The 15,300-nt window shown below is 61.4% G+C and carries 15 protein-coding genes; 7 read left to right on the top strand and 8 right to left on the bottom strand.

Annotated features, from left to right (window positions below):
• The first annotated feature begins 68 nt into the window (after nt 1-68).
• Nucleotides 69-953: a metallophosphoesterase family protein gene (locus tag A3AI_RS0100970; RefSeq protein WP_024513771.1), complete on the top strand. Its 885-nt coding sequence runs from the start codon at nt 69-71 to the stop codon at nt 951-953.
• A 58-nt stretch (nt 954-1,011) separates the two neighbouring features.
• Here A3AI_RS0100970 and A3AI_RS0100975 read toward each other — a convergent pair whose 3' ends face one another.
• The 3 genes from A3AI_RS0100975 to A3AI_RS0100985 form a co-directional block, all read right to left on the bottom strand.
• Nucleotides 1,012-1,563 carry a hypothetical protein gene (locus A3AI_RS0100975; RefSeq protein ID WP_024513772.1) on the bottom strand — a complete coding sequence of 184 codons (552 nt, stop codon included), beginning with the start codon at nt 1,561-1,563 and terminating at the stop codon, nt 1,012-1,014.
• Nucleotides 1,564-1,861: 298 nt separating this feature from the next.
• Nucleotides 1,862-2,071: a DUF4170 domain-containing protein gene (locus tag A3AI_RS0100980; protein ID WP_024513773.1), complete on the bottom strand. Its 210-nt coding sequence runs from the start codon at nt 2,069-2,071 to the stop codon at nt 1,862-1,864.
• Between the two features lie 70 nt (nt 2,072-2,141).
• Entirely contained in the window at nt 2,142-3,779 is a 1,638-nt protein-coding gene (locus A3AI_RS0100985) for an isocitrate lyase (RefSeq protein WP_024513774.1), read from the bottom strand.
• Between the two features lie 241 nt (nt 3,780-4,020).
• Here A3AI_RS0100985 and A3AI_RS0100995 point away from each other — a divergent pair, with 241 nt between their 5' ends.
• Nucleotides 4,021-5,466 carry a helix-turn-helix domain-containing protein gene (locus A3AI_RS0100995; protein WP_024513775.1) on the top strand — a complete coding sequence of 482 codons (1,446 nt, stop codon included), beginning with the start codon at nt 4,021-4,023 and terminating at the stop codon, nt 5,464-5,466.
• A 99-nt stretch (nt 5,467-5,565) separates the two neighbouring features.
• On the opposite strand, the gene A3AI_RS0101000 is transcribed toward A3AI_RS0100995, so the two are convergent.
• Nucleotides 5,566-5,859, bottom strand: a complete 294-nt coding sequence (locus A3AI_RS0101000; RefSeq protein WP_024513776.1) for an antibiotic biosynthesis monooxygenase — start codon at nt 5,857-5,859, stop codon at nt 5,566-5,568.
• Between the two features lie 705 nt (nt 5,860-6,564).
• Here A3AI_RS0101000 and A3AI_RS0101005 point away from each other — a divergent pair.
• Nucleotides 6,565-7,902 carry an ABC transporter substrate-binding protein gene (locus A3AI_RS0101005; protein WP_024513777.1) on the top strand — a complete coding sequence of 446 codons (1,338 nt, stop codon included), beginning with the start codon at nt 6,565-6,567 and terminating at the stop codon, nt 7,900-7,902.
• A 312-nt stretch (nt 7,903-8,214) separates the two neighbouring features.
• Here A3AI_RS0101005 and A3AI_RS45045 read toward each other — a convergent pair whose 3' ends face one another.
• Complete coding sequence (locus tag A3AI_RS45045; RefSeq protein ID WP_051382262.1) at nt 8,215-8,751, bottom strand: GNAT family N-acetyltransferase; 537 nt, start codon at nt 8,749-8,751, stop codon at nt 8,215-8,217.
• Nucleotides 8,752-8,984: 233 nt separating this feature from the next.
• On the opposite strand from A3AI_RS45045, the gene A3AI_RS47165 reads away from it, so the two are divergent.
• From A3AI_RS47165 to A3AI_RS0101025, 3 genes are all read left to right on the top strand, one after another.
• Complete coding sequence (locus A3AI_RS47165; RefSeq protein ID WP_198030041.1) at nt 8,985-10,016, top strand: helix-turn-helix transcriptional regulator; 1,032 nt, start codon at nt 8,985-8,987, stop codon at nt 10,014-10,016.
• Nucleotides 10,017-10,535: 519 nt separating this feature from the next.
• Nucleotides 10,536-10,871, top strand: coding sequence for a hypothetical protein (locus A3AI_RS0101020; protein ID WP_245286799.1), 336 nt, complete (start codon nt 10,536-10,538; stop codon nt 10,869-10,871).
• 62 nt (nt 10,872-10,933) lie between these two features.
• Complete coding sequence (locus tag A3AI_RS0101025) at nt 10,934-11,614, top strand: YjbE family putative metal transport protein (RefSeq protein WP_024513781.1); 681 nt, start codon at nt 10,934-10,936, stop codon at nt 11,612-11,614.
• A 165-nt stretch (nt 11,615-11,779) separates the two neighbouring features.
• On the opposite strand, the gene A3AI_RS0101030 is transcribed toward A3AI_RS0101025, so the two are convergent.
• The 3 genes from A3AI_RS0101030 to A3AI_RS41965 form a co-directional block, all read right to left on the bottom strand.
• Nucleotides 11,780-12,361: a hypothetical protein gene (locus tag A3AI_RS0101030; protein ID WP_024513782.1), complete on the bottom strand. Its 582-nt coding sequence runs from the start codon at nt 12,359-12,361 to the stop codon at nt 11,780-11,782.
• Between the two features lie 87 nt (nt 12,362-12,448).
• Nucleotides 12,449-13,498 (bottom strand): hypothetical protein, encoded by a 1,050-nt coding sequence (locus A3AI_RS0101035; protein ID WP_024513783.1) that lies wholly within the window; start codon nt 13,496-13,498, stop codon nt 12,449-12,451.
• A gap of 150 nt (nt 13,499-13,648) precedes the next feature.
• The gene (locus A3AI_RS41965) at nt 13,649-13,912 is read right to left on the bottom strand and encodes a hypothetical protein (protein WP_036047249.1); all 264 of its coding nucleotides are present in this window, start codon (nt 13,910-13,912) and stop codon (nt 13,649-13,651) included.
• Nucleotides 13,913-14,042: 130 nt separating this feature from the next.
• Between A3AI_RS41965 and A3AI_RS41970 the strand changes: the two genes are divergently transcribed.
• Nucleotides 14,043-15,152 carry an FUSC family protein gene (locus A3AI_RS41970; protein ID WP_084800796.1) on the top strand — a complete coding sequence of 370 codons (1,110 nt, stop codon included), beginning with the start codon at nt 14,043-14,045 and terminating at the stop codon, nt 15,150-15,152.
• Nucleotides 15,153-15,300: the final 148 nt, after the last annotated feature.

Consider the following 15,300-nt stretch of genomic DNA (forward strand, 5'->3'; position numbering starts at 1 on the left):
TAGAGGGCATCTTTGCGGGGGTATCACGCGGTGGTCAAGCAACGGCGCGCGCGCAATTGGGGCCAATGATGGCAGCCTTCACGCTCGCCCATCTGTCGGACCCGCATCTGCCGCCGCTGCCGGCACCGCGTCTGTCCGAGCTCATGAGCAAGCGCGCGCTGGGCTATCTCAACTGGACGCGCAACCGTCACAAATATCACCGCCGCGAGGCGCTTGACGCGCTGGTCGGCGATCTCAAGGCGCAGACGCCCGACCATATCGCCGTCACCGGCGACCTCACCAATCTCGCGCTGCGCGCGGAGTTCGCGCCCGCCGCACGCTGGCTGCAAAGCGTCGGCAGCCCGGCGGATGTGACCGCCATCCCCGGCAATCACGACGCCTATGTGCGCGCCACCAGCCACTGTTTTGGGGAGGTGTTCGCCGATTATTTTCGCTCCGACGCAGCGAGCGAGGCCAAATTTCCATCCTTGCGCCGGCGCGGGCCGCTCGCGCTGATCAGCCTGTCCACCGCCGTTCCCACGCCGCCCCTGTTTGCGACCGGCAGGCTCGGTCGCGCGCAACTCGAGGCGCTGCAGGCACTGTTGGAAGGCCTTGCCGCGGAGCGCTTGTTTCGCGTCATTCTGGTGCACCATCCGCTGCGCTCGAAATCCCATATCAAGCGGCTGACCGATGCGGCGGACCTGATCGCCATTCTGCGCCGGCATGGCGTGGAGCTGATCCTGCACGGCCACGACCACGTCCACTCCACCATGTGGGTTGACGGGCCGGACGGGAGGATTCCGGCGATCGGCGTGCCGTCAGCCTCCGCACTCGCCCATGGTCACCACCCTGCGGCAGCCTACAATCTGTTCGCGATCGAGCCCGAGGGCAATGGCTGGCGCTGCGAGCAGATCGTGCGCGGGCTGGATGACACGATGCGGGTGGTGGAACTCCATCGCGTGCCATTGATGTAGGTCCCGCCGCTGTCATTCCGGGCAAGCGGAGCGTGAACCCGGAATGACGGCGATACCCTCACAGATTCCGCAGGGCCGCGAATAGCGCGAGCCCGAACAGGGCGAGGACACCGAACACGAACCCGAGCACGAAGCTCCAGAAGCCGCGGCGCCGGCGCTTTTCCGCCACGGCAGGCTTCGGCGGCTCGGTCGGCGCCAGCGCATGCTCGCGCTCGACCATTCGGCGCGCGACGTAATCGGTCACGGCATCGACGATAGCAGGCACGTCATGCGATTCGGCGAGCACGATGCGGCCGAAGCGGGTGTCCTGCACGAAGCGGTAGCTGCGTTTGTCGCGCCCCATCACGACATGGGCAACCACATCGATCCACAGCCGCGGCGTCTCACCCTGGCTGATGCCACGGTCGAACAGGTCGATGTCCGCAGGCACCTGCGCGAACAGCGGATCGAGCGCCTCGTTCAATATCTCGAGCCGCGCCACCTCGGCGTCGCGGAGATCGACCACGACACCGGTGCGATCGGCGGCCTCGATGCGCGCCTTGCGGAGCGCGTCACGCAAGCTGAGCGGCCGTGCCGGGCTTGAGCTTTGCGTCGTCTGCGCCTCTGACATTGTGACGGCCCTAACCGTGGATTCGAGGCTATTAGCCTATCAGTAACCACGTCCGGATCAAAGCGCCTTTATTCTCAATAGCTTACGGTTGGTGGATAAACCCAAAGCTTACGGCTGGTGGATAAACCCAAACGGCCCCACCCGGACATATCCGGATGGGGCCGCCTGCCTTCGGCATTAATCTCACGCGCCTTCTTCGGGCGCTTTCCTCTTGGTCACTTCGGTTTTGGGCACTTTGCTTTTTGGAGCGTGATCCGGCAAAGACGGATCACGCTCTTCAACCCGGCAATGAAGTCTGTCAGGCCGCGGTGCGGTTGGGCTCCTCCACGATCGAGAAGCGCACCCCGGCCTTGTGGCGGTGTTCTTCCGACACTTCGCGCCAGCAGTCCTCGGCTTCCTTGCGGCTCTTGAACGGACCTTTGACCTGGGCCGAGCCTTCCACGAGCTTGTGGAAGTTCATCGAACCGAACTCGCCGCCGATCACCCAGAAATTGCTGCCTTTGGTCATTGTCAGTCTCCTGTTGCTGTAGCGCGATCAGTCTGGAATTCGACCAGACTCCAGACTGATCATCTCACCGTTAGCCGAACTGGTTCATCGTGTTATGGGCGCCACCCGCCTTCAGGGCAGCTTCGCCGGCGAAGTACTCCTTGTGATCGTCGCCGATGTCGGAGCCGGCCATGTTCTGATGCTTCACGCAGGCGATGCCCTGACGGATCTCGGCGCGCTGGACGTTCTTCACATAGCCGAGCATGCCCTGCTCGCCGAAATATTCCCTCGCCAGATTGTCGGTCGAGAGCGCCGCCGTGTGATAGGTCGGCAACGTGATCAGATGGTGGAAGATGCCGGCGCGCTTCGCCGAGTCGGCCTGGAAGGTGCGGATACGCTCGTCGGCTTCCTTCGCCAGCGGCGTGTCGTCGTATTCCGCCTTCATCAGCTCGGCACGATTATACTTGCTGACATCCTTGCCGGCTTCCTTCATCGCATCATAGACCTGCCAACGGAAGTTCAGCGTCCAGTTGAAGGACGGCGAGTTGTTGTAGGCCAGCTTCGCGTTGGGGACCACCTTGCGGATCCGATCGACCATCTTGGCGATCTGCTCGATATGCGGCTTCTCGGTCTCGATCCACAGCAAGTCGGCGCCGTTCTGCAGCGAGGTCACGCAGTCCAGCACACAGCGATCCTCGCCGGTGCCCGGGCGGAACTGATAGAGATTGCTGGGCAGCCGCTTCGGACGCATCATCTTGCCGTTCCGATTGATGATGACATCACCGTTCCGCGCATTGTCGGCCGTCACTTCCTCGCAATCGAGGAAGCTGTTGTACTGGTCGCCGATGTCGCCGGGCTTGTGGCTCACGGCGATCTGCTGCGTGAGGCCGGCGCCGAGCGAGTCGGTGCGGGTCACGACGACGCCGTCTTCGACGCCAAGTTCGAGGAACGCGTGGCGGCAGGCACGAATCTTCGCGAGGAAGACGTCGTGCGGCACGGTCACCTTGCCGTCCTGGTGTCCGCACTGCTTTTCGTCCGAGACCTGGTTTTCGATCTGCAGAGCGCAGGCGCCCGCCTCGATCATCTTCTTGGCGAGCAGATAGGTCGCTTCCGCATTGCCGAAGCCGGCATCGATGTCGGCGATAACGGGGACGACATGGGTCTGGAACTTGTCGATCTTCTCGATGAGCGCCTTCTCCTTCGGCTTGTCGCCTTCCTCGCGGGCGGTATCGAGCGCGCGGAAGATATCGTTCAGCTCGCGCGAGTCGGCCTGACGCAGGAAAGTGTAGAGCTCTTCGATCAGGGCCGGCACCGAGGTCTTCTCATGCATCGACTGGTCAGGCAGCGGTCCGAACTCGGAGCGGAGCGCCGCGATCATCCAGCCGGACAGGTACAAATAGCGACGATCGGTGGTGCCGAAGTGCTTCTTGACCGAGATCAGCTTCTGCTGGGCGATGAAGCCATGCCAGCAGCCCAGCGACTGGGTGTACTTGGTGGGGTCGCCGTCATAGGCGGCCATGTCGGCCCGCATCAGCGCCGCGGTGTAGCGGGCGACGTCGAGGCCGGTCTTGAAGCGGTTCTGCAGGCGCATGCGCGCGACGGCCTCGGCCGTCACCCCGTTCCAGGTCGGCTTGGTGTCGAGGAGCGCTTGGGCCGCCTCGATCTCGCTCTGATAGGAAGCCGGCCCCTTGAGAGCCTGATCGCCGATGCCACGTGGCTGGTAGTTCATGTTCGTAATCCTTTCGATGGCGACAGACCTGCAGCAGAGGGTCGCCATTCTCGACATTCTTGACACTGCATTGCGAAACGCGTGACGAGAGCTAAACGCGACAAAGCGAAGCTCGTATAGAGGGCTTGTATTCAAATGGTGATGTCATGTAACTTCAGAACATGTAATATATGTTATTTTGTAAATTTTGTAAAAAATATGGTTCAGCGAGATCGTCCTTAACGCGTCCGGAGACCTGAAAATGCCCGCCGATACCGGGAAAAAGCTGTTTGTCGGTCCGCGCTTCCGGCGCATCCGCCAGCAACTGGGCCTGTCGCAGACCCAGATCGCCGAAGGGCTCGGCATTTCCCCGAGCTACATCAACCTGATCGAGCGCAACCAGCGCCCGGTGACCGCCCAGATTCTGCTCCGGCTCGCCGAAACCTACGACCTCGATCTGCGCGACCTCGCCACCGCCGACGAGGACCGCTTCTTCGCCGAGCTGAACGAGATCTTCTCCGATCCCCTGTTCCGCCAGATCGAGCTGCCCAAGCAGGAGCTGCGCGACCTTGCGGAACTCTGCCCCGGCGTGACGCATGCGCTGCAGCGGCTCTATGCCGCCTATACCGAGGCGCGGCGCGGCGAGACCCTGGTCGCGGCGCAGATGGCCGACCGCAACGAGGGCGCTCAGTTCGAGGCCAACCCGATCGAGCGGGTGCGCGAGCTGATCGAGGCCAACCGCAACTATTTCGCCGAGCTCGAGCAGGCCGCCGAAAATCTGCGCGATGAACTCAACGTGCCGGCCGAGGGGCTGTACGCCGCGCTCGCGACCCGCTTGCGCGAAAAACATTCCATCGTTACCCGTGTCATGCCTGTCGATGTCATGCGAGAAACGCTGCGCCGCTTCGACCGGCATCGCAGGCAGCTCCTGATCTCCGAACTGGTCGAAGGCTCGGCCCGCACGTTCCAGCTCGCCTTCCAGATCGCGCTCGCCGAATGCGGCCCTGCGCTGGAGACCATCGTCGGCCGCGCCGGCGCGCTGGACGACGCCTCGCGCCGGCTCTACCGCATCACGCTGGCGAATTACTTCGCGGCCGCCGTGATGATGCCCTACCAGGCATTCCTGACCGCCGCCGAAACGTTGAACTACGATCTCCACGTGCTGGCGCAGCGTTTCAACGCCGGCTTCGAGCAGGTCTGTCACCGCCTGACCACGCTGTCGCGGCCAAATGCGCGCGGCATTCCCTTCTTCATGCTGCGCGTCGACAATGCCGGCAATGTCTCCAAGCGCTTCTCCTCCGGCACCTTCCCGTTCTCCAAATTCGGCGGCACATGCCCGTTGTGGAACGTACATTCGACCTTCGACACGCCGGACCGGCTGTTGAAGCAGGTGATCGAGCTGCCCGACGGCACCCGCTATTTTTCCATCGCGCAGATGGTGCGCCGCCCGGTGGCACCGCACCCTCTGCCGCAACCGCGTTTTGCGATCAGCGTCGGCTGCGAGATCCGCCACGCCGCCAAGCTCGTCTACGCCGCCGGCATGGACCTGGAGACGGCCGAAGGCACCCCGATCGGGGTCAACTGCCGCCTCTGCGAACGCGAAAACTGCAGCCAGCGCGCCGAGCCGCCGATCACCCGCACGCTGATCCTGGATGAGAACACACGCCGGGTGAGCTCGTTTGCGTTTTCCAATGCGAGGGAGTTGTGAGCCTCCACTGTTCGCCGTCATGGCCGGGCTTGTCCAGGACAAGCCCGGCCATGACGACCGAATTTGACGCCAGAGCTTCGCAAACCAACAACGGCCGTTTCACGCCAGCGTATGCACGATCACCGGGCCTGCCACGGCGCTGGCGTTGCCGGCAAGCAGCGGGGCGAGGTTCTGCTCGATCCAGGCGATCGCGCGGCGATTGGCCTCTTCCGCCTGTTCATACTTGTCGAAGATGCTGATCGCGGTCACCGTGTCGTCGCCGGCATAGACCACGTAATAGGCACGGAAGCCGTCGACGTCGCTGATGATGGGAATGGCGCCTTCCTTGACCCGGCGCGCCAGCTCCTCAGCGCTTCCGGTCTTTGCCTTGGCCTGACGGATGGCGGCATACATGGGGATCCTCCTTGCCGTGCAGATGAACGAGGGCACGTCTTGAGTGCGCGCCTTGCCTGCATGGTACTCCATGCGGCGACGTCTTTCTATGCAACTCGACCTTTCCGCTTCAATTTTCAAACAGCACCTCCGTCATTGCGAGCGCAAGCGAAGCACTATTCCCGCGGCAACAGTCTGGATCGCCGCGGCGCTGTCAAAATTCGCCGGTGTGAAGTGATTTGCTCGTCGGGCAGACCGTGTACCCATAAACTCATCAAGCAACGCGACGAAGGCTACGTTCGCCTCGTGGGAGCTTCAAACGGCGCTCACTCCCTGGCACTCTCGCGCTCGTGGAGAAGCCGTCGGCAGCATCAACAGCGGAAGCACTCCAATTGAGTTATAAGCCATTCTTGAGTAGCAAAGTTTTCACTTTTCGATTCTGAAATCGAGCAAATGGAGAAGTGAGGAGTGATACGGCATTTGGACAGTCTGGCTGTCGGATTACGTCGCTTGCGCTGGTAAAAGTTCGAGCGTTGAATTGTCTGATAGTGCACGGTTGCCGCAAGTCCCATAACCCAGCGATGTGGTCTTTCGAGCGATCATTCTCGCCCGGATCGCATGGAGCAAATCACGATAAGCTTGCGCTCCTTTTCAGCGCAGAGCCGAGGAAGGCGCACGAAACCAAAAAGGAATAAAGCAGCCAATCGATCAGCAGGGAGGGAGCAAATGTCACGAAAACTGTCTCGACGACAATTCGTAGCTGCTACCGCCACGACATCTGCAGCGCTCGTCACCGCGCCTTATGTGCGCGGCGCCTACGCCGCTGGCAAGCTGACGATCGGTTTCTGGGACCACTGGGTGCCTGGAGCGAACAAGACCTCGACCGATCTCGTCAATGAATGGGCAGAGAAGGAAAAGGTCGAGGTACAGATCGACTACATCACGAGCCAGGGCAACAAGCTCCTCCTGACCAACGAAGCCGAAGCGCAAGCGAAAACCGGCCACGATATTCTGGCCAAAGGGGTTTGGCAGCCGCACGCTCTTGCCGAATCGCTCGAGCCGGTCAACGACATCATGGAGTCGATCCTCAAGCAGAATGGCGAGGTGAACGCAACGGTCAGATATCTCGGCCAGGCTAACGGCAGATGGCTCGGCGTTCCCGCCTGCAGCGGCAGCCAGTTCCAGCCGCCATGCTCCCGCATCGACCTGATGAAGAAGTATGCCAACATCGATGTGCAGGCGATGTATCCGGCAGGTTCGCCACCGAAAGCCGACAATTGGACGATGGACACGTTTCTGAAGGCAGCGGAAGCCTGCCACAAGGGTGGCTTCCCCTTCGGCATCGGGCTGGGCGAGACCAACGACAGCGTGTGTAGCGCCGGGGCAATCTTCCAGTCATTCGGCGCTCATCTTGTCGACGCCGGGGGTAATCTCACCGTCAAGACCGACGAGGTGCGCCAGGCGCTGGAATTCTACAAGAAGCTGATCGCTTTCCTGCCGCCGGACGTGGCTGCATGGGACGATGCCTCCAACAACAAATGGCTGATCGCCGGCCGGGGCGCGCTGATCATGAACCCGCCGAGCGCCTGGGCCGTTGCCAAGCGCGACGCGCCGCAAGTCGCCGAACAATTGTGGACCCACGGCTTCGCCGCCGGCCCCAAGGGCCGCTTCGCGCCCTACCTGCCAGTCTTCTGGACCATCTGGGCATTTTCGAAGAACAAGGAAGCCGCCAAGAGCCTGCTGTTGCATCTCTCGCAGCCGTCATCGATCGAGAAGCTGGTGGTCGCCAGCGGCGGCTTTGACCTGCCGGCCTATGAGAAGCTGACGACGTTGCAGGTATGGGCGGAGGCGGAGCCACCAAAAGGCACGCTCTATCACTATGCCAACCCCTACAACCATCAGCAACTGTCAATTGCCGCCTCGCCGGCCCCGCCGAAGATCGCGCAGCAAATCTACACACAGGCGACGATGACCAAGATGGCGTTGCGATACGCGCAAGGCGAGCCGATGGAGAAAACACTCGCCTGGGCAGAGGGCGAGTGCGAAGGCTTCATGCGGAGCTAAAGACGAGGGATATGCCAAGTCGGTCCAGCTAACGGATTCGGAAATGGCCGACCTGTGCACAGCCCAGGTGATGGCGAATGCCTCGCAACGAGGTCAAGGCATCCCGCTCTAAACTTGACTGGAGCATGCCTGGTTCTGATTGAATCAGCTCATTCTTGTTTTGACGCGTTTTCCTCACGCGAAGTGGTGTCCACTTCGCTCGAAGACGCTCTTAGAGCATGATCCGGAAAAGTGTGTAGTGGTTTTCCGAAAAGATCATGCTTAATCAAAGACCTAAAGCGCGATGACGATTCAACCAAATCTCATCGCGCTTTAGAGAACCTTCTCGAAGTAGTGGCGCAAGAGACCTCCCCCGGCCTGTTTGACCGTCATGACCTCGGCGATTTCGCTCCTGACGCGCTTGAACCCGCTTTTGGTGTAGAACCGAAACGCAGCGCGCTGGATGTCGGCGGTACTGACAATCATGCGAGAGAAGCCGAGTTCGCGGGCCATTGCTTCGGCCGTGCGCAGCATACGCTCAGCCAGGCCGCAGCCGCGCCAATCCGCATCGATGTACATGCGCCGGAGTTCGGTCGTGTCACGGTCGTGGCACTCGATACCGAACGTACCCACGATCCGCCGGCTTCCGCCTGCCGGCTCGACCACCCAGAAGGCATTGCGTCTCGCCTGCGAGAATATAACGAGCAGACGCGAAAGCTCTCCCTCGATCGTGGTCGTGATGTATTGCTCAAACAGCGCTTCCATCCCCGCGGGTGCCAGCTCCCGATTTACGCGCGCCCACAGATCAGCCACGGCCTCGAAATCGGACGCCAGGTATGGCCGGAAGTCGACGTCGTGCTTGCCCGCCATATCACCTCCGGCGTTCATGGGAGTGGCCAAAAATATAATCGCAAAGTGAAGGAAGTGCGGTCTCGTTGGCTGCACAATCTGCGCGCGGTGCGCGCCAACTCGTCCCGCATGGCGCGCAACCCATCGCGCTCGGTCACGTCGCGCCGCCTGCCTCGCCTTTGTAATCCATTTCACACATGCAGCGAAGCGCGTCCGATATGATTTCGCGAGGGGGCCCCGAAGCGGAGGCCGAGATGCCAACGTCATCTCACCTTTTGCGATGGTCGACCGAGATGCTGCCCGAGCGCGCGCGGTTCTCCACGTTCCGTGAGGAGTTTGCGCGGCAGAATCTCGCGTTGGACGTGATAGATCACAGCGGCGGCCGCCCGCGCATCGACGTCACCTACCTGCCGCTCGGCACGGTTGGCGTTTGTAGCCTTGTCACCACGCCGGCGGAGTTCATCCGTGACAAGCACCATCTCAAGAATAGCCATGACCATTTCGGACTGAACATCGTCGAGACTGGACCGGTCCAATTCGCAAATGCTGGCCAGGAACATGTCTATGATGCCGGCTCCGCTTGTCTGGTTGACCGGGGAAGGCGGCTGCGAGTATTTGGGCCGCGTGGCGGCAGCGTCAGATTCGTGACCGTGCAGGCTGCGGCCCTCAGGTCTCTGGTTGCGCATCCAGAAGATCTCTCAGGTCGACCGGTGCGTCCCGGACCGGCGCTTAGACTCCTCGACGGCTACCTGCGGTCGCTCGCATCCCTCGGAGAACCTCGGTCATCAGAACTGACCTCCACCATCGGCGTACATCTCCTCGATCTCGTGGCCGCGACGCTCGGGCCGACCGCCGAAGCTGCAAACATCATTACGGAGCGTGGTGTGAAGACAGCCAGGCTGCAGGCGATCCTGACGGAGGTCGCGCGACGCTTCAGCGATCCCAATTTCGGTCTGGACAATGTCGCAGGGGCGCTCGGCATGTCGCGGCGATACGTGCAAAAGCTGCTCGAGGAGACCGGAAAGTCGTTCACCGAGCACCTTGCAGTATGCCGGCTTGAGCGTGCCTTCGCGATGTTGACTGACCCGCACCATCTGCATTTGGCGATCATCGATATCGCTTTTGCGGCCGGCTTTGGCGATGTTTCTCATTTCAATCGCATGTTCCGCCGGCGTTTTGGCGAGACGCCATCAGGCGTGCGGGCTGCGTCGAGCATGCGGAGCAGGAGTAATCCTGCGACTCCTTACAATGCGCGGACGACGCCGCTGAAGCGCGAGCATTTGTGAGCTTCGCGAACACCTTTCTCCAACATGACCGCTTTGGGCCCCGAGCGGCGGTTGAGGGATGTCTGCGCTGCAGGGAGCAAGCCGGTCGTTTGCCCAAGAGCGAGAACGAGACATCCTTTTATGGAAAGCCCGTCAAGCGGGCTCCGCCGCTCACATCGACGACTGGGTGCGGCCACCGGAAAGGCGGCCTCAGCTCGCCAGCTCTCTCATAGAGGTTGACCCTCACTGATTGGCCAGATGCCCTCAGCATACCGATGCGATTTGTCGCATACGACTCACCCTCTCGATGAGTTAACATGACTTCGCTGGCCTGATGGAGATCAGCCATGCCATGAGCGAATGGTACTTTGAAGCGCTTGCCGTTGTCATCGTTCTTGTTGTCGTCGGAACGGGCGTGATTGCGCTAGTACAAGGCCGGAGACGATAGTCCACATCGAATTCGACCTACGCGGGCACCTCAATAATGGTGCTGGCGCGTAAATTCTTGTCACCCGATGCAGTCTGTAAAGGGGGGACGAAGTGACTTCTTTCAATACAGTTCACTCACTTCGATTGTTCGGCGTGCTCGCGCCGTTGAGCATGCTGATCGTGGGGCCCGCATTCTTCATCATCCGAGTGCTCCAGCCCGGGCTCGTCCTGCCCGCGCTCAGCATTCTGCTTTTCTCGTATGCAGCGATCGCCGCCGTAGTAGCCCGCTGCATCCACGCGGACAGGAATTCGAAAAATACAACACCGTGGGATATTGCCGGCGCATTCACCCTGATGGGTTGCACGGCGGCGATTTTTAGCGAACCGGATCAAGTGGCGCTCCTTTTCGAGCTGCTATTCGAACGACATTCGGACACGCCACAATAGGAAACAGTCACCCGCGCACTCCGGTTGCCAGCAGAAGAAGGTGAAGATGGGAACCATGATCCTTGTTTGAATTCCTCGGCCTAGATGTCCTGACGAGCCTTTTTGAAGTCGTTCTGATCAACCTCGTGCTGTCTGGTGACAACGTAATCGTCATCAGCCTTGCTGCCGCGGGCCTGCCCCATGCCCAGCGAGGCAAGGCCATTCTGATCGGGATTATCGCCGCGACGGCGTTGCGCGTTCTGCTCGCCGGGTTGGCTACACAGATTCTGCAGACCGTCGGCCTGCTGCTCGCAGGCGGCATCCTGCTCTTGTGGGTGTGCTGGAAAATCTGGCGAGAGCTACGTGCCTCGGTGCCATTACAAGTGACCGAGGCTGCTGGAGCGGTCGCCGGAACCGATGCCCAAGGTCAGCCGCGAAAGACACTTGTCCAGGCGATTTGGCAGATTACATTGGCCGACTTTTCTATGTCGCTCGACAACGTCCTGGCGGTCGCGGGGGCGGCGCGCGACCATCCCGTGGTTCTGATGTTCGGCCTTGCGCTCTCCATTGCGCTCATGGGCGCGGCCGCTTCCTTCACTGCGCGCCTTCTGCAAAATCACCGATGGCTTGGGTATGTCGGCCTGGCAATCATTCTTTACATCGCCATCGAGATGACCATTCACGGAACCCTAGAGATTGTGAAGACAGCCGCTCCGGTGCAAGCGAACGTGCCGAGCGTTGTTGCAGCGGTCGTTTTGATGTGATGTCTGGAACTGATGCTGTGGACGGTTCCTCCAGCGGCGCGAGAGCGCCAAGGAGTGGAGGCCGATCGAGGCTCCACGATTTGGAGGAGCCGTCCACCCGTTCGACGGCAATCTCGTGTACCAGCCATTGGCCAGCGGCCGGGCGACAAAGATACGGTCGCCGCTTCACCATTTGGGCTGCGGACCACCCGTCTGCCAAGGTTCGATCTCGTCGAATACCAGTGGCCCGATGGTTTTCAAGACCGGAATGACCAAATAGAAGGCGAGCACGCCGATGATGAAGCCGATCAGCGCCGGGAAAGCATGCATGCGTAGCGTTGGGTAGAACACAACCACAAGAGCCAACGCCTCGACGAAGTAGAGTGGCACCGAGGGCAGTCCCGGATTGGGCCGATAGCCCGCATTGTTCAGCCGGATGTGTGAAAACCAGCTGTCCGATATCCTGCATCCGATGATTGCGCCAAGGCAGCCGAAGGCAAGCGGCGTTTGCCAAAGCACCGTGCCGGTTACGCCGAGGAGCCCGACGATCCATAGTGAAATGGTCAGGCCTGCGAAGAATACGACCTGACCGAAACCATCGGGTATTTTGACCCCGGCAATCGCCCCGAAATAACGCCACAAACGACCTTTGCGCTCTTGCAGCGAGTGCAAAAGTGTAAACGCCAGATCGATGATCTGCAGAATGGCAAGAATAACAAACGTATGACTGGAACCAAACACCCAGATGTTCCGCAAATTCTCCTTCATCGGCGTCTCCACATCAAAGCGCGCGAAGATAGCTAGATATTCATTGCAACCTACAATCGCTTCGTTCGCTGGCGGCGACCCGTGTCCCTAGCTCGGCTTCTTCAACCCAAGCCTTTCAAACTGCCGCTCCGCGATTTCGTATGCCCGGTCGAAAACCTTGTTGCGTTCGACGAAGTAATGGAAATAGCCGGCCGGCGTTTCCGGCTCGATTTCGATCAGCTCGACTTTCCTGAATTTCTCGTCGTTGATAACTCCGGCGTCGATCAGGTCGTTGATGCGGCGGAGCGCATCGACCTCGGCCTTGTAGCCGACCGAGAACCACATCTCGGTATTCCAGTCCTGGACGTCGAACCAGTTGGACGGGAGTTTCGCGTACCAGCCGTTCGCCAGCGGTCGTACAACAAAGATGTGGTCGAAGACATGCAGCTCGGAGACGATGCAGGAGCGATAATAGGCGCCGTCCATTTGTCCGCCCGGGATGTTCTGAAAGCCGTAGAGCGACAGCCACAGCGCCGATTTCACTGCCTCAGCCGTGATCGGATGAAGCTCGTGCTCATCCGAGAGCTCGGAGACGTAGCGCATGTCGTGCGGAAGATCGCTTGCCTTGACCTGCGCCGCATGCGTGTTGGTAATCGCCTTTTTCGACGGCAGCAGTTTCCTGGCGGCGGCGTTGCCGTAGAGGCAACCCTTTCCCGCTCTCGGATCGTAGCTGTTGAAGACCACACCGATCTTGCTCTGATTGAACAGGTCGGCGGCGGCTTTAAAATCCGCCTCGGTGCGCTCCGGCACGTACTCCTGTGCGGGCAACAGCCGATCGGCGACCATCCTCAAGAAATTCCCCTGGGTGGTCGGCCAGGACACCAGCCGCTGCAGCGCCTCGGGATAGGCCGGCCTGAACACACCGCGATAACCCAGGAACGCCATCTGCAGCTGCGCCAGCGGATTGCCGTCCTGTCCCGGTGAGATCAGGCTTGCGCGCAGATCCTTGCCCGCAAACCAGTCCGCGAGCACTGGAATCTGCCCGCTGGTTGCCGTCACCAGTTCCGGCTCGACGCCGCACGCTCTGGCGGCGGCCAGAAAGCCGGCGCCGTGGGCGTTGAAACCACCGAGACCCGCCAAGGCAAATGCAAAGCGCATCGAACCCTCGTCAAGAGCGAGCGGCGATGACGCCATTTTAGGTTGCAGCGGCCGTCAAAATCAAGCTGATTGGTGATAAATCGCAATGCTGTCAGCAGTCGCGATGAACTGTAAGGTGGGATAGCCCAACGGCACGGATCGTGTGGCGAGCTAGTCCGCCAGCACGAAAGCCTTGCACCAGCCGTCCGTGCTGATCTCGCCCTCGACCACCTTGCAGGAGGATGGCGCCACGAACATCGTGCATTGGCCGCAACTGTAGATGCCGTTCGGGGTGGGCTGGTATTCGGCCTGCTCCTTCGTCATCCTGTCCGCGGCAAGGACCCGCGATAGCCGCAGGAAAAGTCCCGCGGCGAAACTTGCTGCGGTTGCGCGGATCAGGGCCCGTCGCGTGCTCCCGGTGTCCCGTTGAACCATGCTGCTGTTCTCTGGCTTCTCGTTCGTTCATCTGCCCCGCCCGGCGGCATTCTCATTGTAGCCGCGCAAATTGTCTTTCCGAAAGGGGCAGGCTAAACCGGCGCATTGCCGCGACGAGCGATGCCCGCCGATGCCTGATCACGCCAAGCGCCTGGAAACGACCTGGAGGCATCTCCGTGCGCTGACGCACCGCTACCGGCTGCAGCTGATCCTGGCAGTGCGGGTGACGGTGTCGGCGCTTTTGGCCTTCGTGCTGGCGCAAGCGCTACACCTGCGGCTGCCGCTGTGGGCGGTGCTGACCTCGCTGATCGTCACGCAGATGAGCCTCGGGCGCTCGCTGAAGGTGGCGAGCGACTATCTCACCGGCACCTTTCTCGGCGTCGCCTATGGCGGCGCGCTCGCGATCCTGATTCCGCACGAGAGCGAATGGGCCCTGCTCGGCGTGCTGGCGCTTGCGATCGCCCCGCTGGCGCTGATCGCCTCGTTCCGGACCAATTTCAACGTGCTGCCGGTCACCGCGGTGATCGTGCTCCTGGTGCCGGCCATGCAGCACGTCAGTCCCACCGCGTCGGCGCTGGACCGCGTGCTCGAGGTCGTGGTCGGCGGGGTGACCGGCTTCGTGGTTTCGGTGCTGGTCTTTCCCGCGCGCGGCCATGAGCTGACCACCGATGCGGCCGCGAGCATGCTCGGCCTGATCGCGAACGCGCTCTCTGACCTGCTCAGGGAGGTGGCGCGCCCACCGGATTCGCACCGTGTTCGCCGCATCAATGACAGCATCGGCGCGGCGCTGACCCGGCTCACCGCCATCGGCCAGGAGGCCGAGCATGAGCGGACGGCCCGCCTGACATCGGCGCCGGACACCGGCCCGCTGCTGCGCACACTGCTGCGGCTGCGCCACGACATCGTGATGCTCGGCCGCGCGATCGGCTGCGACCTGCCCGCGCACGTCGCCGAGCGGCTTGCGCCTTCGATGCAAGACATCGCGCGCGCCACCACCGATTTCCTCCGCGCAAGCGGCGAAGCGCTGCGCGAGCTCGAGCCGCCGCCGCCGATCGACGACGTCGGCGAAGCCTTCGGCGCCTATGCGGTCGCCTTCGAGGCCCTGCGCCGCGAGGGGCTGACCCGCGAAATGCCGAGCGACGTGGTGGAGCGGTTCTTTGCGCTCGGCTTTGCGCTCGACCAGGTGCGCGAGCATCTCACCGACCTCCACCGCGTGGTCGGCGAATGGGCGAGAAAATAGCGCATGACGCCCGCACCGGTTTGGTTAACCGGTCCATAACGGCGCGCAACTGCTTGAGAAGCGCCGATTAACTGGGTTGCAACACCGGTCGCGTATGGTCCATGCGCTTTCATTGCCGGCCTGCGAGCATCACCGCGAAACAGCGCGG

It is taken from the genome of Bradyrhizobium sp. Tv2a-2, assembly GCF_000472425.1.
In the GTDB taxonomy this organism is placed as follows: Bacteria; Pseudomonadota; Alphaproteobacteria; order Rhizobiales; family Xanthobacteraceae; genus Bradyrhizobium.

What these genes read in the sequence shown, in the direction of transcription:
- A3AI_RS0100975 (WP_024513772.1), bottom strand. Translation starts at nt 1,563, where the DNA reads ATGTCAGAGGCGCAGACGACGCAAAGCTCAAGCCCGGCACGGCCGCTC.
- A3AI_RS41965 (WP_036047249.1), bottom strand. Translation starts at nt 13,912, where the DNA reads ATGGTTCAACGGGACACCGGGAGCACGCGACGGGCCCTGATCCGCGCA.
- A3AI_RS41970 (WP_084800796.1), top strand. Translation starts at nt 14,043, where the DNA reads ATGCCTGATCACGCCAAGCGCCTGGAAACGACCTGGAGGCATCTCCGT.
- A3AI_RS0100995 (WP_024513775.1), top strand. Translation starts at nt 4,021, where the DNA reads ATGCCCGCCGATACCGGGAAAAAGCTGTTTGTCGGTCCGCGCTTCCGG.
- A3AI_RS47165 (WP_198030041.1), top strand. Translation starts at nt 8,985, where the DNA reads ATGCCAACGTCATCTCACCTTTTGCGATGGTCGACCGAGATGCTGCCC.
- A3AI_RS0101030 (WP_024513782.1), bottom strand. Translation starts at nt 12,361, where the DNA reads ATGAAGGAGAATTTGCGGAACATCTGGGTGTTTGGTTCCAGTCATACG.
- A3AI_RS0101035 (WP_024513783.1), bottom strand. Translation starts at nt 13,498, where the DNA reads ATGCGCTTTGCATTTGCCTTGGCGGGTCTCGGTGGTTTCAACGCCCAC.
- A3AI_RS45045 (WP_051382262.1), bottom strand. Translation starts at nt 8,751, where the DNA reads ATGGCGGGCAAGCACGACGTCGACTTCCGGCCATACCTGGCGTCCGAT.
- A3AI_RS0100970 (WP_024513771.1), top strand. Translation starts at nt 69, where the DNA reads ATGGCAGCCTTCACGCTCGCCCATCTGTCGGACCCGCATCTGCCGCCG.
- A3AI_RS0101000 (WP_024513776.1), bottom strand. Translation starts at nt 5,859, where the DNA reads ATGTATGCCGCCATCCGTCAGGCCAAGGCAAAGACCGGAAGCGCTGAG.
- A3AI_RS0100985 (WP_024513774.1), bottom strand. Translation starts at nt 3,779, where the DNA reads ATGAACTACCAGCCACGTGGCATCGGCGATCAGGCTCTCAAGGGGCCG.
- A3AI_RS0101005 (WP_024513777.1), top strand. Translation starts at nt 6,565, where the DNA reads ATGTCACGAAAACTGTCTCGACGACAATTCGTAGCTGCTACCGCCACG.
- A3AI_RS0100980 (WP_024513773.1), bottom strand. Translation starts at nt 2,071, where the DNA reads ATGACCAAAGGCAGCAATTTCTGGGTGATCGGCGGCGAGTTCGGTTCG.